Consider the following 20,915-nt stretch of genomic DNA (forward strand, 5'->3'; position numbering starts at 1 on the left):
CTGCGGAAGGCTACCCAAGGGGCTCGCCTGAGGAGAGCTACCTGAGGGCCTCGCTCGCCCTGCGGAAGGCCACCCGACGGGCTCGCTCACCTGCGGAAAGCTACCGATGGCCTCGCTCACCTGCGGAAGCCTATGCGAGCGGCAGCAGCCGTGACGGGCCCCGGTGCAGGAGCCATGGCGGCAGCAGCGACAGCGGATTCAGGTAGACCTTCCCGCGGCGCAGCCCCCAGTGGATGCACGGGGCCGCCGTGCAGTGCGAGCCGCTCGCATCCACCGTGCCGATCACCTCACCCGGTTCCACCTCCTCGCCCTCCTCGACCGTCGCCGTCACCGGTTCGTACGTCGTGCGCAAGGGCGGATCGCCCGTCCCCGCGAGGTCCACCGAGACGACTCCCTTGCCGGCCACCCGGCCCGCGAAGGAGACCCGGCCCGCAGACACCGCTCGAACCGGTGTGCCCGCGGGCGCCGCCAGGTCCACGCCCCGGTGGCCCGGGCCGTAGGCCGTCGCCGGGGGCTCCCAGCCCCGCAGGACCCGGGGGCGCAAGCCGACGGGCCAGGTGCGGCCCACCGCCGGCACGCCGTCGTCCGCGAGGGGGACGTCCGCCGCGAAGAGCGGTGGCGGTGGGGCCAGCAGGGCCGCAGCCGTGACGATCAGCAGCAGGATCAGGCGCGCGCAGACGCGCGCACATCGGTTCGCTCGCATGCGGAAAGCGTTCCGGAGTACCGGTGACCCCGCTCGCGGCTGTGGGCGGCTGCCCGGTTGTGGACAACGGCGTCACCCGGCACCCCGCGGGTCCCGTACACTTCTGGTGGCGACCCGAGCCATCGGGTCGACTTCGCACGCCCCGACACGAACCCCGGCAACGGGCCCGTGTCAGCGCCCCTCGGTCCCTCGTGGAACGGCGCGCAGTGGGCGTCAGGCGCGGAAGCCGTCCGGCATCCGCGGCACAACCGAGAAAATCAAGGAGATACGGCCATGGCCGTCGTCACGATGCGGGAGCTGCTGGAGAGCGGCGTCCACTTCGGTCACCAGACCCGTCGTTGGAACCCGAAGATGAAGCGCTTCATCTTCACGGAGCGCAACGGCATCTACATCATCGACCTGCTCCAGTCGCTGTCGTACATCGACCGCGCCTTCGAGTTCGTCAAGGAGACCGTCGCCCACGGCGGCACGGTCATGTTCGTCGGCACGAAGAAGCAGGCGCAGGAGGCCATCGCCGAGCAGGCCACCCGCGTCGGCATGCCCTACGTCAACCAGCGCTGGCTGGGCGGCATGCTCACCAACTTCTCGACCGTCTACAAGCGTCTGCAGCGCCTCAAGGAGCTCGAGCAGATCGACTTCGAGGACGTCGCCGCGTCCGGTCTGACCAAGAAGGAGCTTCTCGTGCTCTCGCGCGAGAAGGCCAAGCTGGAGAAGACCCTCGGCGGTATCCGCGAGATGCAGAAGGTGCCCAGCGCCGTCTGGATCGTGGACACCAAGAAGGAGCACATCGCCGTTGGTGAGGCCCGGAAGCTGAACATCCCGGTCGTCGCGATCCTCGACACCAACTGCGACCCCGACGAGGTCGACTACAAGATCCCGGGCAACGACGACGCGATCCGCTCCGTCACCCTGCTCACCCGTGTGATCGCGGACGCGGTCGCCGAGGGCCTCATCGCCCGCTCCGGTGTCGCCACCGAGGGCAAGGGCGACAAGGCCGCGGGCGAGCCGCTGGCCGCGTGGGAGCGCGACCTGCTCGAGGGCGAGAAGAAGGCCGACGAGGCCGCCCCCGCCGCTGAAGCCGCCCCCGCCGCCGAGGCCGCTCCGGCCGCCGAGGCCCCTGCCGCCGAGGCCCCCGCCGCCGAGGCCGAGAAGCCGGCCGAGGGCGAGAAGCCGGCCGAGGCCGAGCAGGCCTGACCCCGTCAGTCCCGTGGTGACGGCGGGAGCGGTACTGCATCCACCAGCGCCCTCGGCGCGGTGAAGTCCGCTCCCGCCGTTCACCCGTAGGTCAGCGGAAGGACAGCGCCCTCCGGCTCCATGGAGGCGCAACCGCAGATTCCGCAGATCTTCGATCTTCCAGACTTCGAGAGAGATTCACAGACTCATGGCGAACTACACCGCCGCCGACGTCAAGAAGCTCCGTGAGCTCACGGGCGCCGGCATGATGGACTGCAAGAAGGCGCTGGACGAGGCCGAGGGCAACGTCGAGAAGGCCGTCGAGGCGCTCCGCATCAAGGGCCAGAAGGGCGTCGCCAAGCGCGAGGGCCGTTCCGCCGAGAACGGTGCCGTCGTCTCGATCATCGCCGACGACAACTCCTCCGGTGTCATCGTCGAGCTGAAGTGCGAGACGGACTTCGTCGCCAAGGGCGACAAGTTCCAGGCCGTGGCCAACACCATCGCCGAGCACGTCACCAAGACCTCCCCGGCCGACATCGAGGCCCTGCTCGCCTCCGAGATCGAGCCCGGCAAGACCGTCCAGGCGTTCGTCGACGAGGCCAACGCCAACCTCGGCGAGAAGATCGTCCTGGACCGCTTCGCGCAGTTCGCCGACGGTTACGTGACGGCGTACATGCACCGCACGATGCCCGACCTGCCCCCGCAGATCGGTGTCCTCGTCGAGCTGGACAAGCCGAACGCCGACGTCGCCAAGGGCATCGCCCAGCACATCGCCGCCTTCGCGCCGAAGTACCTCTCCAAGGAGGACGTGCCGGCCGAGGTCGTCGAGTCCGAGCGCCGCGTCGCCGAGGAGACCACCCGCGCCGAGGGCAAGCCCGAGGCCGCCCTGCCGAAGATCGTCGAGGGTCGCCTCAACGGCTTCTTCAAGGACGCCACGCTGCTCGGCCAGCCGTACGCGCTCGACAACAAGAAGTCGGTCCAGAAGGTTCTGGACGAGGCCGGTGTCACCCTGAAGCGCTTCACGCGCATCAAGGTCGGCATCTGAGTCCGTACCGCGCTCGACGCCCGACCCCTATAGGGTCGACAGCAGTCGTCCGCGTACGCCGTCACATGAGTGGCGGACGACAGCAGATCTGACAAGGAGGCCATTGCCGTATGGGATGCGAAACACGCCCCACCGGCAATGGCCTTCTTGGTATGTGCAACACGTGAAAGAGGCGGGATCCCCCATGACGACCAAGGCCCAGAAGAGCGACGACGGCAAAGTGCGCGGCCGGTTTCTGCTGAAGCTGTCCGGAGAGGCCTTCTCCGGTGGCGGCGGCCTGGGCGTCGACCCCGACGTGGTGCACAAGATCGCCCGCGAGATCGCGGCCGTCGTACGCGACGGCGCGGAGATCGCGATCGTCATCGGCGGTGGCAACTTCTTCCGCGGCGCCGAACTCCAGCAGCGCGGCATGGACCGGGCCCGCTCCGACTACATGGGCATGCTCGGCACGGTCATGAACTGCCTCGCCCTCCAGGACTTCCTGGAGAAGGTGGGCGTGGAATGCCGGGTACAGTCCGCCATCACCATGGGCCAGGTCGCCGAGCCGTACATCCCGCTGCGCGCCGTGCGGCACCTGGAGAAGGGCCGTGTGGTCATCTTCGGCGCCGGTATGGGCATGCCGTACTTCTCCACTGACACCACCGCCGCCCAGCGCGCCCTGGAGATCGACGCCGAGGCGCTGCTGATGGGCAAGAACGGCGTGGACGGGGTCTACGACTCCGACCCCAAGACCAACCCGGACGCGGTGAAGTTCGACCACCTCGGCTACGGCGAGGTCATCACGCGCGATCTGAAGGTCGCCGACGCCACGGCCGTCACGCTGTGCCGCGACAACAAGCTCCCGATCGTGGTCTTCGAGCTGCTGGCGGAGGGCAACATCGGACGTGCCGTCAAGGGTGAGAAGATCGGCACGCTGGTGGGGGACCCCGGCAGCCGGGACTGACACCCTGGGTACAACCCCGTCCGGGGGACGGACGGGACGGAGCCGGGCCGGGGGATGGACAATGTCCCGCCGGTCGGGAACCGTTCAGAAGAAGACGCGACGCAGCCGGCCGCCGCCCCACATGGAACCGCAGCCGGGCCTACTCAAGACACGCAGGAGCAAGTGGTGATCGAAGAGACCCTCCTCGAGGCCGAGGAGAAGATGGAGAAGGCCGTCGTGGTCGCCAAGGAGGACTTCGCCGCGATCCGCACCGGCCGTGCGCACCCGGCGATGTTCAACAAGATCGTGGCCGACTACTACGGCGCGCCGACGCCGATCAACCAGCTGGCCTCGTTCTCCGTGCCCGAGCCGCGTATGGCCGTGGTGACCCCCTTCGACAAGAGCGCGCTGCGCAATATCGAGCAGGCGATCCGCGACTCCGACCTGGGCGTCAACCCGAGCAACGACGGCAACATCATCCGGGTGGTGTTCCCCGAGCTCACCGAGGAGCGCCGCCGGGAGTACATCAAGGTCGCCAAGGGCAAGGGCGAGGACGCGAAGATCTCGATCCGCTCCGTGCGCCGCAAGGCCAAGGAAGCCATCGACAAGCTGATCAAGGACGGCGAGGTCGGCGAGGACGAGGGCCGCCGTGCGGAGAAGGAGCTCGACGACACCACGTCGAAGTACGTCGCGCAGGTCGACGAGCTCCTGAAGCACAAGGAAGCGGAGCTGCTCGAGGTCTGATGAACGACTCTTCCTGGGGGGCGCCGCCACAGGCCGGGTACTGGGAGCCCACCGACCAAGGGCATGGTCACGGGCACATCCAGGGGCCGGGCCACGGGCACGTCCAAGGGGCCGCTCCGGCGGGTCCCGCATACGATGCGTATGAAGCGCCTCAGACTCGCCCCATGCCCATCGTGCCCGACGTGACCGACTTCGGCGGACACCAGGATGACGACCGGGGAGCTGCTCGGCTGAGCGGCACCCCGGTCCGAAACGACACGAATCCGGAGCCCATGCCCGACGCCTCGCAGCCGGCGCCCAAGCCGCCGAAGAAGAGCGCGGGTCGCGACCTGAGTGCCGCGATAGGGGTCGGTGTCGGGCTCGGTGCGGTGATCGTCGCGTCGCTGTTCGTCGTCAAGGCCGTGTTCGTCGGTGTCGTCGCGGTGGCCGTGGTGGTGGGCCTGTGGGAGCTGACCAAGCGGCTGGAGGAGCGCAAGGGCATCCGGGCGCCCCTCGTGCCGCTCGCGCTCGGCGGTGCCGCGATGGTCGTCGCCGGGTACGTCCGGGGTGCCGAGGGCGCGTGGGTGGCGATGGCGCTCACGGCACAGGCCGTCCTGGTCTGGCGCATGACCGAACCGCCCGAGGGCTACCTGCGGGACGTCACCGCGGGCGTCTTCGCGGCGTTCTACGTGCCGTTCCTGGCGACCTTCGTCGCGATGATGCTGACCGCGGACGACGGGGCGCAGCGGGTGCTCACCTTCCTGCTGCTCACGGTCGTCAGTGACACCGGGGCCTACGCCGTCGGCTGGCGGTTCGGCCGGCACAAGCTCGCCCCGCGCATCAGCCCCGGCAAGACCCGCGAGGGTCTGCTCGGCGCGGTCTCCTTCGCCATGGTCGCGGGGGCGCTGTGCATGCAGTTCCTCATCGACGACGGTGCCTGGTGGCAGGGACTGGTGCTGGGCCTCGCTGTCGCGGTCACCGCCACGCTCGGCGACCTCGGCGAGTCCATGATCAAGCGGGATCTCGGCATCAAGGACATGGGCACGCTGCTGCCGGGCCACGGTGGCATCATGGACCGGCTCGACTCGCTGCTGCCCACGGCTCCGGTGGTGTGGCTGCTGCTCGTGCTGTTCGTCGGGTCGGGCTGAAGCGATCTCTGACGGCGAGCCCCTGCCCTGATGGGCAGGGGCTCGCCGTCGTCCCGGGGAGACGCCCGGGGGCTCGAAGTGGGACGATTCAGATGTACCTCCCAAAGGAGGCCATCATGGCCATCATCCGAGAGAGCATCGACGTCGACCGCCGTCCAGAGGAGGTCTACCAGTACGTCATGGACACCCAGCGCATGCCGGAGTGGCAGCTGAGCGCGGTGTCCGCGGAGCGCCTCGACGAGGGGCCCGTCGGCGTCGGCACCCAGGTCCGGGTGACCCGGCACATCGGCCGTCGTGTCATGCCGATGACCATGGAGGTCACCGAGTACGACCCGCCGCACAGCTGGGGCATGCGCGGCGTCGACGGCCCCGTCCGGGCACAGGTGCACGGCGAGGTCGAGCCCTACGACGAGGGCCGGCGCTCCCACGTCACGATCGACATCGACTTCGAGGGCCACGGCATGGGCAAGGTCCTGGTCCCGCTCGTCGTACGCCCCCAGGTCCGCAAGGAACTCCCGCGCAACGAGCAGCTCCTCAAGGACCGGCTGGAGCAGACGGGGGAGTAGGAGGCCACGCTCCCCGACGGCGCAGGCCGTGTCTCTCACCTCTGCCGGGCGAACTCCTGTCAGCGTCCCCGGGCGACTAGTCGTCCCCGCCGCCCTGCTGTGAACGAGAGTTACGGCTCGCGCTGCGGGCCAGTTCGCTTCCGAGCAGCGTCGCCTTGGCCACACCACGTGCCCAGCGCGGGGCGTCGCCCCTGGCTGCCCAGTACACGCAGACGCAGCCGCCGATGACGAGCAGGACGACGACCGACAGTATGAGCACGAGCATGCCCAACCCTCATTTCGTGTGATGATCCGCGCCATCCTCTCAGGGGACGGTCGTCCAACGCCCCGACAGTCGTCGCGAGCGGCAGCTCCGAGTCACCCGATTGGATCTGTGACACTGGTACGGCCATGCCTAAGCCCGGAGAACTGATGTGCTCCGGGCACGATGAAGCCCCCTACCAGCGAGTTCGTCGCCAGTAGGGGGCCGCCTTGTGCCCGCTGGGCCGCCCCTGGGCCGTCAGGGCTCCTGGGCCGTGCCGAAGACACCGTCCAGAGCCCGGCGGGCTCGCTCGCTGCTGCTGGGCATCAGGCGCGTACACCCGCAGCGTCATCGCCGGGTCGGAGTGGCCCAGGTATTCGCTCACGGCCTTGATGCTCTCGCCCGCGTCCAGGAGGACCGAGGCGTAGAAGTGGCGGAGGGCATGCATTCCGTGCTGCCGGGCAGAGGCGTACGGCTTGCCCGGTTCGGGAGTCGGAATAAGGCCGGCGGCCGCAAGGGCGGGCTTCCACTCCTGGATGTTGAAGTTGCTTCGCCAGACGATCCTGAGCGGTGACCCGCAGGGTGTCGCTGTCGAGCTGCAAGGTGTCTTCGGCCAGACCGATGATCTCGCCCTGCCGGTGGCCGCAGCCGCTGCCTACGTCGACCATGGCCTGGTAGCGCTCCGGCAAGGCATCGCGGACCGCACGCACCTGGGACGGGAGCCAGGGCACGACCCGGGCAGTGGATACGGCGGGCGGGCGGACGGACGCGGCCGAGCACGGGTTCCGGGCGAGGTGGCCGTCATCCACGGCGGCCGACAGCACCGCGCGGACGTTGGCGTAGATGTTGCGGGCGTAGGTGCCGCCTATCGAGTCGTTCTCCAGGTCGCGAACAAACTCGCGGATGTGGACCGGACGGAAGGAGCCGAGCGGACGCACCCCCGATACGAGGGAAGGCATGCAGCCGAAGACGGGTTTCCGCTCCGATGCGTGTGTTCAGGTCAGTCGTCTGCCCGGCGATCCAGCGCTCCGCGTACTGTTGGAAGGTCGTCCGGGCAGCCCTGGGTCGACGTACTGACCACGGGACATGTCAGCAGCGGTCTCGGCCAACCACTCTTCCGCCCTGCGCTTCTGACGGTCCGGGAAGGACTTGCTCTTTTCGGTTCCGTCCGGGCCGACGTACCGGGCCCGGTAGCGGAGGCCGTTGCCGTAACGGTCGGTCTTGACCCTTGTCGGCTTGCCGTCCGGACCCGGCTCGGTCTTGTACCAGCGGTCTTGGATATGTCCGGCCATCAGGCAGCCTCTCCAAGCTGGGAGTCCACCCAGGCTCGTACGTCGTTCGGGTCGAAGCGCAGGTGCCGGCCGACGCGGAAGCCGCGGGGGCCGGTGCGCTTTCGGCGCCACTGGTAGACCGTCTCGACGCTGGGCAGCTCGAACATCTCGACCAGGTCCTCGGGCGTCAGGAAGCGGGTCGGCAGAGCGGAGGCCATATCACCACTCCCTTTCGTCGCTGAGCTGGCCGGGTAGTTCCTCGCGGGCCGTATCTCGGTTGTGCTGGATGTCGCGGCGGATGTTGGCGGCAAGCCAGGATTCGCCGGGGGTGTGGCCGTGACCGGCGTAGGGCCAGTGAGCGAGGACAAGGACGGTTGCCTGTCGGCCACTGCCGGGCAACCGCAACGACTGCCGGGCCTGGGCCGAGTCCGGCGCGAAGGACGTCGTCGGGAAGACCGTAACGATCGCCGACGGCGGCTACCGGGGAACGGGACTGGTCATTCCTCACCTCCGTAGCAGCGCGGACGAAGAACTCCCCGGCTGGAAGCAGGCACACAACAAGAGCCACGAGCAGGTCAGGGCCCGGGTCGAGTACGTCTTCGCCCGCATGAAGAGCTGGAAGATCTTGCGTGACTGCCGCCTCCGCGGCGACGGCGTGCACCACGCGGTGCGCGGCATCGCCCGCCTGCACAACCTCAACATCGCCGGATAGGCGAACGAGCCGGCCCCCGCCGGTCCCGGGGTCACTTCATCTGCCGGCGAGTCTGTTTCACCTCGCCGTCGATGGCCCAGGCGTCGGCAACCGGTCCGAGGTGGCCTAGCTTGTCGGGGTTGATCACCGAGCGGATGGTCTGGATCTGCCCGTCGAGCACGTCGAGGGCGAGGGCATGGAGGACCTTGCCGTCCCGGTCGCGGGATATGGCGCCGGGCTGGCCGTTGACCTCGTGCGCCTCGAACGTCACATCGATCCGGGCCAGCAGCGGGAAGACGGAGGCCAGCAGCCTGGCCACGTTCTCGGCGCCGACGACGGCCCTGGCCAGCTGCGGGGCCTTGCCGCCGCCGTCCCCGACCAACTGCACGTCGGCGGCCAGTAGATCCCGTAGGCCGGCGACATCGCCTTCGCGGAGGGCGTCGAAGAACCGCGTCGCCAGCTCCTGCCGCTGCTGACGGTCCGCTTCGAACCGCGGCCGCCCGGCCTCCATGTGCCGCCGTGCACGTACCAGCAGCTGCCGGCACGCCGCCTCCGAACGCCCCACCGCCGAGGCGATGTCGTCGAACCCGAAGCCGAAGACCTCCCGCAGCACGAACACCGACCGCTCCAGTGGGCTGAGTCGCTCCAGCAGCAGCAGCGCCGCCATCGACACGGAGTCGGCCAGCTCGGCCGAGCGCGACGGATCCTGGTACGGATCGCTTAACAGTGGCTCGGGGAACCACGGGCCCACGTACTCCTCCCGCCGCACCCGCGCGGAGCGCAGCACGTCGATCGAGATCCGCGTCACCGTGGCGGACAGAAACGCCTTGACCGATGTGGGAAGGGTCGTCGAGCCGTCGAAGCGCAGCCATGTCTCCTGCACCGCGTCCTCGGCCTCGCTCACGCTGCCCAGAATCCGGTAGGCGATCGAGAACAGCAGGGGCCGCAGCTCCTCGAACTTCTCGACCTTGTTCACTCCGCATCCTCCTTGAGGTCCCACCCGGTCGTATTTCGCGGCACGGGCACGTTCTGGTGATCTTGTGGTCCGTCGGCGGTGCTGTGCAACGCCCCGTGCCCGGGGCCTGTGACAGTGCCCCGGGCGGGTCATCGACAGCCGTTCAGTGGAACTGCCCGATCTCGTAGTCGCCGGCCGGCTGTTGGGCGATGATGTTCAGCCGGTTCGCCGTGTTCATGAAGCAGACCAGGACTACCAGGGCGGTGAGCTGTTCCTCGTCGTAGTGCTTCGCGGCACGTGCCCAAACGTCGTCGCTGACTCCGCCGGCCGCGTCCGCGACCCGGGTCCCCTGCTCCGCCAGCTCCAGCGCGGCACGCTCGGCCTCGGTGAAGACGGTTGCCTCCCGCCAGGCCGTCACCAGATTCAGCCGCACCGGTGTCTCGCCTGCCGCGGCGGCCTCCTTGGTGTGCATGTCGATGCAGACGGCGCAGCCGTTGATCTGGCTCACGCGCAGGGCCACGAGCTCCTGTGTCGCGGTCGGCAGCGGCGACTCCTTGAGCGTCTTGCCCGCCGACATGAGGTGCTTGAGGGCCTTGGCGGCGGTCGGGCTGGCGAAGTAGTTCAGTCGCGCGTCCATTGCGTTCTCCTCCGTGCTCGTGGTGGCTACACCCCCTGGGACGAGACAGCCCGACGCCCTGTGACACGGAGGCATGTGATCCACGTCTCCCCGAGCTCGGATGTTCGGAGATGTCACAGGCGGGGGCGCTGTCTCGTCCCAGAGGAAGCAGGCAATCCTCGATCAAGGAGCTGATGATGAACCTCGCACTCTGGATGGTCGCCGGACTGATGGCCGCCGTCTGCCTGACCGGCAGCTCCAAGATGTTCGTGCCCAAGGAGAAGCTGGCCGCCTTGGGCGGCACTGCCACCCGATGGGTCGAGGACTTCAGCCCCGGTGCCCTCAAGGCCATCGGCGCCGTCGAGCTCCTGGCCGCGGCGGGCCTGATACTGCCCGCCGCACTCGACATCGCGCCGGTTCTGGTGCCGCTGGCCGCAACCGGACTGGTACTGCTGTTCGCCGGCGCGCTGACCATGCGCCTTGGCCGTGGCGAGAGAGTGACGATCGCGGGCGATCTGATCTACCTCGCCCTAGCCCTCTTCCTGGCGTGGGGCCGCTTCGGCCCCGAGTCCTTCACCGGCTGACCACCCAGGTCGGCGTGAACCGGTCGCCGAAGGCGCGCAGGCTCACCCCGGTGAACGGACTCCAGCACGGCTCCGCTGCCGTATTCACGCCAGCCACGACCCGAGATATCGCAATCAAGATCACTTACGGGACAGCTCTTAGGCGCAAGCTGGGTTGACCGACGTCGACGGCCCCCTGTGATCGACCTGATAAGGATGAGGCCAGAGGTCCAAGTACGCGATGACCGGGGGACGCGCGCATGACGGAGTACACGTGGCCGAACGGTGTGGGGGATCCGACGCCCGAGGACATACGACGGGCCTGGCCGGCAACCGTGACCGCACTGCCAGTGGGCGCCGCCGTGACCGGCAAGGTCATCGGCCGACAGCCATTCGGCGTGTTCGTAGAGATCGACGGGGTGCCCGACGCGGTGGGCCTGGCGGAGATCTTCGGTTCACCGCCCGGAACCGTCCCTCCCCCGCTGGGGTTCGCTATCAGTGGGAGCGTGGTCGATCACGCGGAGCGCAACTTCCAAGTCAGGCTCAGACTCGATGACTGGGGAGACGAGCGCGAGCCCCTCCCACTGGAGCCTAACGAGCGCCTTGGCGACCGCGAAGCCCTAAGCGGCTTTCTGAGGCGTCTTCGGCAGGACTATGAAGCGAGCGGCGACCAATGGGAGAACGGGACGCTGGGCAGCTTCCTGGAGGCTCTGGAAGCGTGGGTGGCCGATGCCCCAGGGTGGTACGCGAACCACGGCCAGGAGCTCCCGCCTGAGGGCGACTGGGCGTTCATGGCACGGGCCCTCAGCGCAGCGCGGTTCTACGAGTGACGCCGTGCCCCTTGCGTGCCCGATGAGGAAGCGGCCAACGGGGAACAGCGGGGGGTTTCGGCGAACGGTCCGAGAACCCGCAGGTCAGCGTTACGTCAGGTCAGGCCGGGGCCGCGTACGCGATCTTCCAACAGGTGCTCCAGGACCTGGTGGTGACGCTTGACTCAGCCATGGAAACTCCAGCCCAAAGCCGCTCCGCCGGCCTGTTACTCGCGCAGAGCGACGATGCTGGAACTGCGTGGAATTGTACGGTAAACAGCGAAAGGGATCAGCGAAAATCCGGGATGCTGGGGCAGGTCGATAAATCCCATGCCTCCCAAATGCTTCATGAGTCCATTGATGCTGTCTGCGAACTTCCCTCTATCTACGGCCCCGTCGGGGTTGAAGAAATTGAAATCCGGAACTGTCGTATCTTTGGGGGCGTAGCTCCCCACGCTACCGACAAGGGTCCATTCTTGTGGCTCCGTTCCGTACCGCGCGAAGAGGATGTCCGCCTCGGTGTCCAGATACTGCCGCCCTTCTTGCAACCGAGACCCGATCAACACGTTCCCCGAATCAACCGGGGAGAGGTTGATATGTAGTCCAGGCGCAAAGATTCCTCTGGCCATGCGGATAATCGAGCGGAGAGAATTGCCGTCTAACCGCCAGGGCCTTGGAAGTCTACGATGGCGTCTTCTAGCTGTCGTTCCGGCTGCACCTGGCCAGGCCTGGGTCGAGGCCCCTGGTGTCCCGACTTCCCCTTACCTTGCGGAGTCTTCTTAGGTGCATCCGCGAGGTCGCCCCCGATGCCCTGTAGCCCGAGGGCGACCGAAGCATACGCTGAGAAAACGCTAGCAGCGTACCGAGTGTCAAAGAGTGACCCCATTGCTGTGATGCGCACGAGTGAACCGGGCGGTGCGATTCGCTCCAAGTCCCCTGAATCCCACTGGGAAGGATCTGCTGCCTCCTCTGAAATATCTCGGAGCAGGCCTTCCGACTCCAACGCCGATTCCAATGTGGGGAAGATGGCGTCGCCGAGAGATTTTTGCGTGTAGCGCTCATTTCCGGCGACTTACAAGTGCTGAGCAACGCTCCTCGGGCCTATCGTGTATCGCTTTTTCTGACTGCTTGTTTCTCGTTCCTCTTCCGGCACTCCGCCGTCGAGCTGAGCGAGCATGGCCCGGACCTTATCGGTGTCTACGTACAAGAATTCGCGCAGAATCAAGCGGCACTCCCTCGCCGATAGCGGACTCAGATCCTATCTGCGGCTTGCTGACGTTGTGGCTTGTTTGCGAATATGGCACCAAGTGCCTATGCGCTGTCGGCGCCGGTCATGCCATATCCAGCGGTCAACCATGGCGTGGGCCGCCAGTCGCAGGGGTGACTCACCGCTGCCGCAACGAACCACGTATCCCGCCTCACGCCGCCAGGCTTACAAGGCAGCGATCGCGACCGCCGAGCCCCCTGGGTCGTCGCTGGGCCGTGCGAGGCCGACCAACGACGACAGACGGCGATCACGGGTGACCGTCCCCACCCAGCTCTGGCCTGGGCCCGCCGAGTTGATCTGCGACACTGGGAGGGTTATGCCGAAGCCCGGAGAACTCACTTTCGTCGCCCCCCGCGGAGCCAAGAAGCCGCCGCGGCATCTTGCCGATCTCACTCCTGCCGAGCGCAAGGAGGCCGTTGCCGCTGTCGGGGAGAAGCCGTTTCGTGCCAAGCAGCTCTCGCAGCACTACTTCGCGCGGTACGCGCATGATCCGGAGCAGTGGACCGATATTCCGGCCGGTGCCCGGGGGCGGCTGCAGGAGGCGCTGCTGCCCGAGCTGATGACCGTCGTGCGGCATCTGTCGACCGACCAGGGCACCACCCGCAAGACGCTGTGGCGGCTGTTCGACGGGACGCTCGTCGAGTCCGTCCTGATGCGCTACCCGGACCGGGTGACCATGTGCATCAGCTCCCAGGCCGGGTGCGGGATGAACTGCCCGTTCTGTGCGACCGGGCAGGCGGGGCTCGACCGGAATCTGTCCACCGCCGAGATCGTCCACCAGATCGTGGACGGGATGCGGGCCCTGCGCGACGGGGAGGTCCCTGGCGGGCCCGCGCGGCTCAGCAACATCGTCTTCATGGGCATGGGCGAGCCGCTCGCCAACTACAACCGGGTCATCGGATCCATCCGCCGGCTCACCGACCCCGAACCCGACGGCCTCGGCCTGTCCCAGCGCGGCATCACCGTCTCCACCGTCGGTCTCGTCCCGGCCATCCACCGGTTCGCCGACGAGGGCTTCAAGTGCCGCCTCGCCATCTCGCTGCACGCCCCCGACGACGAGCTGCGCGACACCCTCGTGCCGGTGAACACCCGCTGGAAGGTCCGGGAGGTGCTGGACGCCGGCTTCGAGTACAGCGCCAAGTCCGGGCGCCGGCTGTCCATCGAGTACGCGCTGATCCGGGACATCAACGACCAGGCGTGGCGGGGCGACCGGCTCGGGCGGCTGCTCAAGGGCAAGCCCGTGCACGTGAACCTGATCCCGCTGAACCCGACGCCCGGTTCCAAGTGGACCGCCTCCCGGCCCGAGGACGAGAAGGCGTTCGTGGAGGCGATCGCCGCTCATGGTGTGCCGGTGACGATCCGGGACACCCGTGGTCAGGAGATCGACGGGGCGTGTGGTCAGCTCGCGGCCACCGAACGGTAGTCTGACCGCCGTAAGAACATCTGCATATTCCGACAGGGGAGCGCCACAGCGCTGAGAGTGCGGCACACGGCCGCAGACCCTCCGAACCTGGCCCAGGTCATTCTGGGTAGGGAGATCGGTCATCACTCGAGCTGTTGCGCCCTGCCCGGGACCCCGGAAGTCCCGGGCGGGGCCGCGTCTTCTCCTGGTCACTCCAGGAGGAATCCAGTGGGCAACAACACCAAGCGGCTGACGGCGGCGGTCGTCGGTCTCGGCATGGCCGGCACGCTCGCCGCGTGCGGGTCGTCCGACGGCGGCCAGGGGTCCGGCGACTCCAAGACCGTGACGCTCGTCAGCCACGACTCGTGGGCCGCGTCCAAGGACGTCATCGCGGCCTTCGAGAAGCAGTCCGGGTACAAGGTCCGGGTCCTCAAGGACGGCGACGCCGGGCAGGCCGTGAACAAGGCCATCCTGACCAAGGACAACCCGCAGGGCGACGTCTTCTTCGGCGTCGACAACACCCTGCTGTCCCGCGCCCTCGACAACGACCTGTTCCAGTCGTACGAGGCGAAGGGGTCCGAGCGGATCAAGGCCGATTACCGGGTCGACCGGGACGAGCACCGCGTCACCCCCATCGACACCGGCGACATCTGCGTCAACTACGACAAGAAGTACTTCGCCGACCACAAGCTGGAGCCGCCGAAGAGCTTCGACGACCTGGTCGAGCCCCAGTACAAGAACCTGCTGGTGACCGAGAACGCCTCCGCCTCCTCGCCCGGCCTCGGCTTCCTGCTCGGCACGGCCGCGCAGTACGGCGACGACGGCTGGGAGGGCTACTGGAAGAAGCTCAAGGCCAACGGCGTGAAGGTCGTCGACGGCTGGGAGCAGGCCTACAACGAGGAGTTCTCCGGCTCGGCCGGCGGGAAGAAGGCCAAGGGCGACCGGCCGCTCGTCGTGTCGTACGCCTCCTCGCCGCCCGCCGAGGTCGTCTTCGCAGACCCGAGGCCGAGCACCGCCCCGACCGGGGTCGCCGAGGGCACCTGCTTCCGGCAGGTCGAGTACGCGGGGCTGCTCAGCAACGCCAAGAACACCAAGGGCGGCAAGGCCCTCCTCGACTTCCTCATCAGCGAGAGGTTCCAGGAGGACATGCCGATGAACATGTTCGTGTACCCGGTGCGCGAGGGCGCCCAGGTGCCGCCGGAGTTCGTGAAGTACGGGCCGCAGGCGAAGGACCCGGAGACCATGGCCCCGGCGAAGATCGCTGACCACCGTGACCAGTGGGTCAAGTCGTGGACCTCACTCGTACTGAAGTAGTCGCGCGCAAGCGGGGCGCGGCGGCGCGGTTCGCTCTGCTGGCCGCGCCCGTCGCGTTCTTCGCGGTCTTCTTCGCCTACCCCGTCGCCGCGATCGTCGCGCGCGGTCTGAAGACCGACGGGACCTGGCACCTCGGGCGGATCGGGGAGGTGCTGGCGCAGTCCGACGTCCGGCACGTGCTGTGGTTCACCACCTGGCAGGCGCTGGTCTCCACCGCGCTCACGCTGATCGTCGCGCTTCCCGGCGCGTATGTCTTCGCGCGTTTCGACTTCCCGGGCAAGCACGTCCTGCGGGCGGTCGTGACCGTGCCGTTCGTGCTGCCGACGGTCGTCGTCGGTACGGCCTTTCTGGCGCTGGTCGGGCGGGGCGGGCTGCTCGACGACCTGTGGGGCGTACGCCTGGACACCACTGTGTGGGCGATCCTGCTCGCGCACGTCTTCTTCAACTATGCCGTCGTCGTCCGGACGGTCGGCGGGCTCTGGGCGCAGCTCGACCCGCGGCAGGAGGAGGCCGCACGGATGCTCGGGGCGTCCCAGCTGAAGGCATGGCGGCAGGTGACGCTCCCCGCCCTCGCCCCGGCCGTGGCCGCCGCGGCGCTCATGGTCTTCCTGTTCACCTTCACCTCCTTCGGTGTCGTGCAGATCCTCGGCGGGCCCACCTTCTCCACCCTGGAGGTGGAGATCTACCGGCAGACGTCCGAGATCTTCGACCTGTCCACCGCGGCCGTGCTGACGCTGATCCAGTTCGCCGCGGTCGGGGCGATCCTCGCCCTGCACGCCTGGACCGTGCGGCGGCGGGAGACCGCGCTGCGGCTGGTGGACGCGTCCGTGACCGCGCGCCGGCCGCGTGGCGCGGGGCAGTGGGCGCTGCTGGGCGGGGTGCTCGTCACCGTCGCCGTGCTGCTCGTGCTGCCGCCGGCCGTGCTGGTGCAGCGGTCCCTGGGCGCGCCGGGCTTCGGCTACTACCGGGCACTGACCAGCGAGGACGGCGGAGTCTTCCTGGTCCCGCCGATCGAGGCGATCGGCAACTCCCTGTCGTACGCCGTCGCCGCCACGCTCATCGCCGTGGTGATCGGCGGGCTCGCCGCGGCCGCGCTCACCCGCCGGGACGCCGGGCGGTTCGTGCGCGGCTTCGACGCGCTGCTGATGCTGCCGCTCGGCGTGTCCGCTGTGACCGTCGGCTTCGGGTTTCTGATCTCCCTCGACGAGCCGCCGCTGGATCTGCGGTCCTCCTGGATCCTCGTGCCGCTCGCGCAGGCCCTGGTGGGTGTGCCGTTCGTCGTGCGGACCATGCTGCCCGTGCTGCGGGCCGTGGACGTCCGGTTGCGGGAGGCGGCCTCGGTGCTGGGGGCCTCGCCCTGGCGGGTGTGGCGGGAGGTGGACCTGCCGATGGTGCGGCGGGCGCTGCTGATCGCGGCCGGGTTCGCCTTCGCCGTGTCCCTCGGGGAGTTCGGCGCGACGGTGTTCATCGCACGGCCCGACAACCCGACGCTGCCGGTGGCCGTGGCCCGGCTGCTGGGGCGGCCCGGTGACCTCAACTACGGCCAGGCGATGGCCCTTTCGACGATTCTGATGGTGGTGTGCGCCGTGGCCCTGCTGGTGCTGGAGAGGCTTCGCACGGACCGGACGGGGGAGTTCTGATGCTGCTGGCTCTGCACGCCGCGACGGTCCGCTTCGGCGGGCGGGCGGTGCTGGACGCCGTCGATCTGGAGGTCGCCGAGCACGAGATCGTGTGTGTGCTCGGGCCCAGCGGCAGCGGCAAGTCGACCCTGCTGCGGGCGGTGGCCGGGCTACAGCCCCTGGACTCCGGGCAGGTGGTGCTCGACGGACGCGACCAGGCGGGCGTGCCCGCGCACAGGCGCGGTGTCGGGCTGATGTTCCAGGACCACCAGCTGTTCCCGCAGCGGGACGTGGCCGGGAACGTCGCCTTCGGGCTGCGGATGCACGGCGGGCCGAAGCGGCAACAGGCCGAGCGGGTAGGGGAGTTGCTGGACCTGGTGGGGCTGCCGGGCGCGGGCCGCCGGGCCGTCGCGATGCTGTCCGGCGGGGAGCAGCAGCGGGTGGCACTGGCCCGGGCCCTCGCGCCGAGCCCGCGGCTGCTGATGCTGGACGAGCCGCTCGGACAGCTCGACCGGTCGCTGCGGGAGCGGCTGGTCGTCGAACTGAGGGAGCTGTTCGGCCGGTTGGGCACGACCGTGCTCGCCGTGACCCACGACCAGGGGGAGGCCTTCGCGCTGGCCGACCGGGTCGTGGTGATGCGGGATGGGCGGATCGCCCAGTCCGGTACGCCTCTTGAGGTGTGGCAGCGGCCCGCCGACGCGTTCGTCGCCCGCTTCCTCGGGTTCGAGAACGTGGTCGAGGCGACGGTCGGGGCGGAGGCCGCGGACACGCCCTGGGGCAAGGTGCCGGTGCCGGAGGGCGCCCCGCAGGGCACCCGGACCCTGCTGGTGCGGCCGGCCGGGGTGCACCTGGTGCCCGCGGACTCGGGCCTGCGCTGCACGGTGGCCGCGCGTACCTTCCGGGGCACGCATGTCGCCGTGCGCCTCCAGCCCGAGGGCGCACCGCGCCTGGAGGCGGCGTGCGCGCTGCGGGCGGCACCGGAGGTCGGGGACGAGGTGGGCGTGGAGTTCGACGCGGCGGAAATCGTGGTGCTCGGCTGATCGTCCCCGCCTAGGGTGCGAGGCATGACGCCACTCGCGCACGACCGCTACTGCGACGAAATCGCCCATCAGATCGCCCTGTTGCGGCAGGTGGTGACCTCCGGGGCAGACCTGTCCGGCACCGTGCCCACCTGCCCCGACTGGTCGCTGGAGGAACTCGTCCGGCACACGGGCGGCGCGCTGCGCTGGGCGGAGCTGATGGTGCGGACCCGGGCCGCGGAGGAGGTGCCCGAGGAGCAGGTGCCCGGCGTGGCCGGTCCCGAGGCCGTCGGTGACGCCGCCGCACTGGACGCCTGGCTGGCGGAGACGGGCGAGCAGATCGTCGCCACGCTCCGGGAGGCCGGACCGGACGCGAAGGTGTGGGGCTGGGCCGGGATACAGAGCTCCGGGTTCTGGGCCCGCAGGATGACGCACGAGATCACCGTGCACCGCGCCGACGCCGCCCTCGCCGCCGGGCTGCCCTACGACGTCGCGCCCGAGGTCGCCGCCGACACGATCGACGAATGGCTCCAGATCGTGGAGCACGTGCAGCGGACGGAGCCGCGGGACGTGGTGAGGGAGCTGGTCGGCCCGGGCAGCAGCATCCATCTGCACGCCACCGACACCGGGCCGGACCTGAACGCCGAGTGGGTCGTCGAGCTCACCGAGGACGGTGTCCGCTGGCGCCGGGGCCACGAGAAGGCCACGGTCGCGCTGCGCGGGCCGCTCACCTTCGTGCTGCTCGCGTTCTACCGCCGGCTGCCGCTCGACGCCAAGGAGCTGGAGGTCCTGGGCGAGCGGGAGTTGCTGGAGTTCTGGCTGGAGCGGGCCACCTTCTGAGACGGGACGTGGCCCGCCCCCGGTCGGGGGACGGGCCACATCAATGGGTGTGCCGCGGGCGTCAGCTGTCGCTGTTCGCCCCGCGACGGCGCATGCCGAAGAACACCGCACCGCCACCGACGACGACCAGGGCCGCCGCGATGCCGGCGATGATGCCGGTGTTGGAGTCGGCACCGGTCTCAGCGAGGTTGGAGTCACCGGCCGGGGCGGGCACGTTGCCCGCGGGGGAACTGCTCTGGCTTTCCGACGGCTCCGGAGCCGGGCTCTCGCTCTCCTCGGCGGGCTTGGAGGGGGAGGCCGACGGGGTCGGCGTCGCCGGGGGAGTCGAAGCCGGGGGCTCCTCCTCCTTCTGGCAGGCCGTGGCCGGGGTGACGAGGTTCGGCTTGATGTCCTCGTCGACGTAACGAGCGGCCTTGACGTGGACGCGGTACTCGGCGTTCGGCTGCCAGGCCTCGGCGAAGGTGATGGTGGTGCCTTCGCGCGAGCCCTTGACCACCTGCGTACCGACCTTCTTCGCGTCGGCGCCGTTGTTCTGCAGGTACACGGTGACCGTGGCCGGGATGCCGGCGGGGTCGACGTCGGTGACGGTGATGACGCCCTTGTCACCGTCGCACTTCGCCTCGGCGGAGAACTCGCTGATGTCGCAGGCGAGCGCGTTGCCGGCGGTGCCGAGCGCGAGCGCGGCCGAGGCGGAGACGACACCGAGGACGCGCACGGCACGTGCGCGGCGGGATACGGACAGAACTGCCACGTTTGTCCTTTACAGGATTGCTAAAGCGGGGGGCTGAGGCAGTGTTGACTGGACATCAGCACTACCGGGAGGCTCTCAGGTCTATAAGCGTCGCATAAGTAGTGTCAACGCATATGCAGGCTGCAAGCACTTGCTTTGCCGTCTTATTAACCGCCGAGACGTTTCAACGCCTCCGGCGCCTCCTCGATCCGGTCCACCAGCGCGATCCGCGCCTCCATCGAGCGGCCCTGGGCCAGCGACCGGAGCAGCGGCCACGCGGGCAGCTTCTCCGTCCAGTGCACGCGGTTCACCAGCACCATCGGCGTCGGCTCGCCGCGCGACTCGTAGTAGTTGGGCGTCGCGTTGTCGAAGATCTCCTGCAGCGTCCCCGCGGCGCCCGGCAGGAAGACCACACCCGCGTTGGACCGGGCCAGCAGGCCGTCCTCGCGGGTGGCGTTGGCGAAGTACTTGGCGATGTGGGAGGCGAAGGCGTTCGGCGGCTCGTGGCCGTAGAACCAGGTCGGGATGCCCACCGAGCGGCCGCCCTGCGGCCAGCGCGTGCGTATCTCGAAGGCCGCCGAGGCCCACTGGGTGATCGACGGAGTGAAGTGCGGTGCCTTGCCCAGGAGTTCGAGCGACTCGGTGAGCATCTCGTCGTCGAAGGGGGCCGCGTACGCGCCGAGGTTCGCCGCCTCCATCGCGCCCGGGCCGCCACCGGTGGCGATGGTGAAGCCGGCGCGGGCCAGCTCCCGGCCGAGGCGTGCAGCGCCCGCGTACTCCTCGGTGCCGCGGGCCATCGCGTGTCCGCCCATGACGCCCACGACCCGGGCGCCGGACAGGAGTTCGTCGAGCGCGTCCGAGACGGAGTCGTCGTGGACCGAGCGCAGCATCGACGCGTAGATGTCGCGGTCCGCCTTGGTGCGCTGGAACCAGGCGTAGGCGAGGGCGTCGGGCGTGGCCTCGTAGCCGTCGGCCAGCGACGCGAAGAGTTCGTCCGGGGAGTAGACCAGGCCGCGGTAGGGGTCGAACGGCAGGCCCGGGACCGGCGGGAAGACCAGGGCGCCGTCGGCTCGGACCTTCGCGTCCGCGTCCTCGCGCATGGCGCAGCCGAGGAAGACCGCGCCCGCGGTGTCCGTGGTGAGCAGCTCGCGCGTACGGTCCGTCAGGTCGACGGCCTGGACGCGGTGTCCGGCGAGGGTGCCGCGCGCCGAGACGGTGGCGTCGAACTCCTCGAGGGTCTCTATCTCACGGTCGTCGTGGTGGGCCGCATGGGCGGGCATCGTCTGCACTCGCCCATG

General features: G+C 69.0%; 21 protein-coding genes, 4 pseudogenes and 1 riboswitch. Of the genes and pseudogenes, 14 read left to right on the forward strand and 11 right to left on the reverse strand.

Going from position 1 to position 20,915, the window contains the following annotated elements; translation table 11 throughout:
- Positions 1-130 precede the first annotated feature (130 nt).
- On the reverse strand, positions 131-703 hold the full coding sequence (locus RFN52_RS29020) for a M23 family metallopeptidase (RefSeq protein ID WP_184850447.1): 573 nt from the start codon (positions 701-703) through the stop codon (positions 131-133).
- Between the two features lie 273 nt (positions 704-976).
- On the opposite strand from RFN52_RS29020, the gene rpsB reads away from it, so the two are divergent.
- From rpsB to RFN52_RS29050, 6 genes are all read left to right on the forward strand, one after another.
- Complete coding sequence (gene rpsB / locus RFN52_RS29025) at positions 977-1,897, forward strand: 30S ribosomal protein S2 (protein WP_184850449.1); 921 nt, start codon at positions 977-979, stop codon at positions 1,895-1,897.
- 187 nt (positions 1,898-2,084) lie between these two features.
- Complete coding sequence (gene tsf / locus RFN52_RS29030; protein ID WP_184850451.1) at positions 2,085-2,921, forward strand: translation elongation factor Ts; 837 nt, start codon at positions 2,085-2,087, stop codon at positions 2,919-2,921.
- 184 nt (positions 2,922-3,105) lie between these two features.
- Entirely contained in the window at positions 3,106-3,864 is a 759-nt protein-coding gene (gene pyrH / locus RFN52_RS29035; RefSeq protein ID WP_184850453.1) for a UMP kinase, read from the forward strand.
- Between the two features lie 165 nt (positions 3,865-4,029).
- Entirely contained in the window at positions 4,030-4,587 is a 558-nt protein-coding gene (frr, locus tag RFN52_RS29040) for a ribosome recycling factor (RefSeq protein WP_030231567.1), read from the forward strand.
- Positions 4,587-5,714 carry a phosphatidate cytidylyltransferase gene (locus tag RFN52_RS29045; RefSeq protein WP_184850455.1) on the forward strand — a complete coding sequence of 376 codons (1,128 nt, stop codon included), beginning with the start codon at positions 4,587-4,589 and terminating at the stop codon, positions 5,712-5,714. The genes frr and RFN52_RS29045 overlap by 1 nt, the downstream gene beginning before the upstream one ends.
- 116 nt (positions 5,715-5,830) lie before the next feature.
- Complete coding sequence (locus tag RFN52_RS29050; RefSeq protein WP_062929313.1) at positions 5,831-6,280, forward strand: SRPBCC family protein; 450 nt, start codon at positions 5,831-5,833, stop codon at positions 6,278-6,280.
- Between the two features lie 76 nt (positions 6,281-6,356).
- Here RFN52_RS29050 and RFN52_RS29055 read toward each other — a convergent pair whose 3' ends face one another.
- The 4 genes and pseudogenes from RFN52_RS29055 to RFN52_RS29070 form a co-directional block, all read right to left on the reverse strand.
- Positions 6,357-6,545: a hypothetical protein gene (locus RFN52_RS29055; protein ID WP_184850458.1), complete on the reverse strand. Its 189-nt coding sequence runs from the start codon at positions 6,543-6,545 to the stop codon at positions 6,357-6,359.
- 234 nt (positions 6,546-6,779) lie between these two features.
- Positions 6,780-7,813 (reverse strand): annotated as a pseudogene (locus RFN52_RS29060) (site-specific integrase).
- A complete protein-coding gene (locus RFN52_RS29065; RefSeq protein ID WP_097221050.1) occupies positions 7,813-8,010 on the reverse strand; it encodes a helix-turn-helix transcriptional regulator in 198 nt (65 codons plus the stop codon). The pseudogene RFN52_RS29060 and the gene RFN52_RS29065 overlap by 1 nt, the downstream one beginning before the upstream one ends.
- A gap of 1 nt (position 8,011) precedes the next feature.
- Positions 8,012-8,218, reverse strand: a pseudogene (locus RFN52_RS29070) (replication initiation protein); the annotation flags it as partial.
- On the opposite strand from RFN52_RS29070, the pseudogene RFN52_RS29075 reads away from it, so the two are divergent.
- Positions 8,166-8,504 (forward strand): annotated as a pseudogene (locus RFN52_RS29075) (transposase family protein); the annotation flags it as partial. The pseudogenes RFN52_RS29070 and RFN52_RS29075 sit on opposite strands and share 53 nt — an antisense overlap.
- Positions 8,505-8,535: 31 nt before the next feature.
- Here RFN52_RS29075 and RFN52_RS29080 read toward each other — a convergent pair.
- Both RFN52_RS29080 and RFN52_RS29085 read right to left on the reverse strand, forming a co-directional pair.
- Positions 8,536-9,459 (reverse strand): RNA polymerase sigma-70 factor, encoded by a 924-nt coding sequence (locus RFN52_RS29080; RefSeq protein WP_184850460.1) that lies wholly within the window; start codon positions 9,457-9,459, stop codon positions 8,536-8,538.
- Between the two features lie 142 nt (positions 9,460-9,601).
- Positions 9,602-10,075 carry a carboxymuconolactone decarboxylase family protein gene (locus RFN52_RS29085; protein ID WP_184850462.1) on the reverse strand — a complete coding sequence of 158 codons (474 nt, stop codon included), beginning with the start codon at positions 10,073-10,075 and terminating at the stop codon, positions 9,602-9,604.
- A gap of 176 nt (positions 10,076-10,251) precedes the next feature.
- On the opposite strand from RFN52_RS29085, the gene RFN52_RS29090 reads away from it, so the two are divergent.
- Together RFN52_RS29090 and RFN52_RS29095 are read left to right on the forward strand one after the other, a co-directional pair.
- Positions 10,252-10,638: a DoxX family protein gene (locus RFN52_RS29090; protein WP_184850464.1), complete on the forward strand. Its 387-nt coding sequence runs from the start codon at positions 10,252-10,254 to the stop codon at positions 10,636-10,638.
- 239 nt (positions 10,639-10,877) lie between these two features.
- On the forward strand, positions 10,878-11,447 hold the full coding sequence (locus RFN52_RS29095; RefSeq protein ID WP_311241079.1) for a DUF7660 family protein: 570 nt from the start codon (positions 10,878-10,880) through the stop codon (positions 11,445-11,447).
- A gap of 206 nt (positions 11,448-11,653) precedes the next feature.
- On the opposite strand, the gene RFN52_RS29100 is transcribed toward RFN52_RS29095, so the two are convergent.
- Positions 11,654-12,055 carry a hypothetical protein gene (locus RFN52_RS29100; protein ID WP_184850466.1) on the reverse strand — a complete coding sequence of 134 codons (402 nt, stop codon included), beginning with the start codon at positions 12,053-12,055 and terminating at the stop codon, positions 11,654-11,656.
- A 29-nt stretch (positions 12,056-12,084) separates the two neighbouring features.
- Positions 12,085-12,651, reverse strand: a pseudogene (locus RFN52_RS40250) (DUF6414 family protein).
- 358 nt (positions 12,652-13,009) lie between these two features.
- On the opposite strand from RFN52_RS40250, the gene rlmN reads away from it, so the two are divergent.
- The 5 genes from rlmN (at position 13,010) to RFN52_RS29125 (ending at position 18,887) form a co-directional block, all read left to right on the forward strand.
- Complete coding sequence (rlmN, locus tag RFN52_RS29105; protein ID WP_107459252.1) at positions 13,010-14,116, forward strand: dual-specificity RNA methyltransferase RlmN; 1,107 nt, start codon at positions 13,010-13,012, stop codon at positions 14,114-14,116.
- Between the two features lie 24 nt (positions 14,117-14,140).
- Positions 14,141-14,247: riboswitch (TPP riboswitch) on the forward strand.
- A gap of 124 nt (positions 14,248-14,371) precedes the next feature.
- Complete coding sequence (locus RFN52_RS29110) at positions 14,372-15,409, forward strand: thiamine ABC transporter substrate-binding protein (RefSeq protein WP_184854071.1); 1,038 nt, start codon at positions 14,372-14,374, stop codon at positions 15,407-15,409.
- On the forward strand, positions 15,385-17,049 hold the full coding sequence (locus tag RFN52_RS29115; protein WP_184850469.1) for an ABC transporter permease: 1,665 nt from the start codon (positions 15,385-15,387) through the stop codon (positions 17,047-17,049). The genes RFN52_RS29110 and RFN52_RS29115 overlap by 25 nt, the downstream gene beginning before the upstream one ends.
- Positions 17,049-18,068, forward strand: a complete 1,020-nt coding sequence (locus tag RFN52_RS29120) for an ABC transporter ATP-binding protein (RefSeq protein WP_184850471.1) — start codon at positions 17,049-17,051, stop codon at positions 18,066-18,068. The genes RFN52_RS29115 and RFN52_RS29120 overlap by 1 nt, the downstream gene beginning before the upstream one ends.
- Before the next feature lie 24 nt (positions 18,069-18,092).
- The gene (locus tag RFN52_RS29125; protein ID WP_184850473.1) at positions 18,093-18,887 is read left to right on the forward strand and encodes a maleylpyruvate isomerase family mycothiol-dependent enzyme; all 795 of its coding nucleotides are present in this window, start codon (positions 18,093-18,095) and stop codon (positions 18,885-18,887) included.
- A 61-nt stretch (positions 18,888-18,948) separates the two neighbouring features.
- On the opposite strand, the gene RFN52_RS29130 is transcribed toward RFN52_RS29125, so the two are convergent.
- Complete coding sequence (locus RFN52_RS29130; RefSeq protein ID WP_184850475.1) at positions 18,949-19,638, reverse strand: LAETG motif-containing sortase-dependent surface protein; 690 nt, start codon at positions 19,636-19,638, stop codon at positions 18,949-18,951.
- 146 nt (positions 19,639-19,784) lie between these two features.
- Entirely contained in the window at positions 19,785-20,906 is a 1,122-nt protein-coding gene (locus RFN52_RS29135; protein ID WP_184850477.1) for an LOG family protein, read from the reverse strand.
- Between the last annotated feature and the right edge of the window lie 9 nt (positions 20,907-20,915).

The sequence above is a fragment of the Streptomyces collinus genome, from assembly GCF_031348265.1.
In the GTDB taxonomy this organism is placed as follows: domain Bacteria; phylum Actinomycetota; class Actinomycetes; order Streptomycetales; family Streptomycetaceae; genus Streptomyces; species Streptomyces collinus.

What these genes read in the sequence shown, in the direction of transcription:
- RFN52_RS29020 (WP_184850447.1), bottom strand. Translation starts at nt 703, where the DNA reads ATGCGAGCGAACCGATGTGCGCGCGTCTGCGCGCGCCTGATCCTGCTG.
- rpsB (WP_184850449.1), top strand. Translation starts at nt 977, where the DNA reads ATGGCCGTCGTCACGATGCGGGAGCTGCTGGAGAGCGGCGTCCACTTC.
- tsf (WP_184850451.1), top strand. Translation starts at nt 2,085, where the DNA reads ATGGCGAACTACACCGCCGCCGACGTCAAGAAGCTCCGTGAGCTCACG.
- pyrH (WP_184850453.1), top strand. Translation starts at nt 3,106, where the DNA reads ATGACGACCAAGGCCCAGAAGAGCGACGACGGCAAAGTGCGCGGCCGG.
- RFN52_RS29045 (WP_184850455.1), top strand. Translation starts at nt 4,587, where the DNA reads ATGAACGACTCTTCCTGGGGGGCGCCGCCACAGGCCGGGTACTGGGAG.
- RFN52_RS29050 (WP_062929313.1), top strand. Translation starts at nt 5,831, where the DNA reads ATGGCCATCATCCGAGAGAGCATCGACGTCGACCGCCGTCCAGAGGAG.
- RFN52_RS29055 (WP_184850458.1), bottom strand. Translation starts at nt 6,545, where the DNA reads ATGCTCGTGCTCATACTGTCGGTCGTCGTCCTGCTCGTCATCGGCGGC.
- RFN52_RS29065 (WP_097221050.1), bottom strand. Translation starts at nt 8,010, where the DNA reads ATGGCCTCCGCTCTGCCGACCCGCTTCCTGACGCCCGAGGACCTGGTC.
- RFN52_RS29085 (WP_184850462.1), bottom strand. Translation starts at nt 10,075, where the DNA reads ATGGACGCGCGACTGAACTACTTCGCCAGCCCGACCGCCGCCAAGGCC.
- RFN52_RS29090 (WP_184850464.1), top strand. Translation starts at nt 10,252, where the DNA reads ATGAACCTCGCACTCTGGATGGTCGCCGGACTGATGGCCGCCGTCTGC.
- RFN52_RS29095 (WP_311241079.1), top strand. Translation starts at nt 10,878, where the DNA reads ATGACGGAGTACACGTGGCCGAACGGTGTGGGGGATCCGACGCCCGAG.
- RFN52_RS29100 (WP_184850466.1), bottom strand. Translation starts at nt 12,055, where the DNA reads ATGGCCAGAGGAATCTTTGCGCCTGGACTACATATCAACCTCTCCCCG.
- rlmN (WP_107459252.1), top strand. Translation starts at nt 13,010, where the DNA reads ATGCCGAAGCCCGGAGAACTCACTTTCGTCGCCCCCCGCGGAGCCAAG.
- RFN52_RS29110 (WP_184854071.1), top strand. Translation starts at nt 14,372, where the DNA reads ATGGCCGGCACGCTCGCCGCGTGCGGGTCGTCCGACGGCGGCCAGGGG.
- RFN52_RS29120 (WP_184850471.1), top strand. Translation starts at nt 17,049, where the DNA reads ATGCTGCTGGCTCTGCACGCCGCGACGGTCCGCTTCGGCGGGCGGGCG.
- RFN52_RS29125 (WP_184850473.1), top strand. Translation starts at nt 18,093, where the DNA reads ATGACGCCACTCGCGCACGACCGCTACTGCGACGAAATCGCCCATCAG.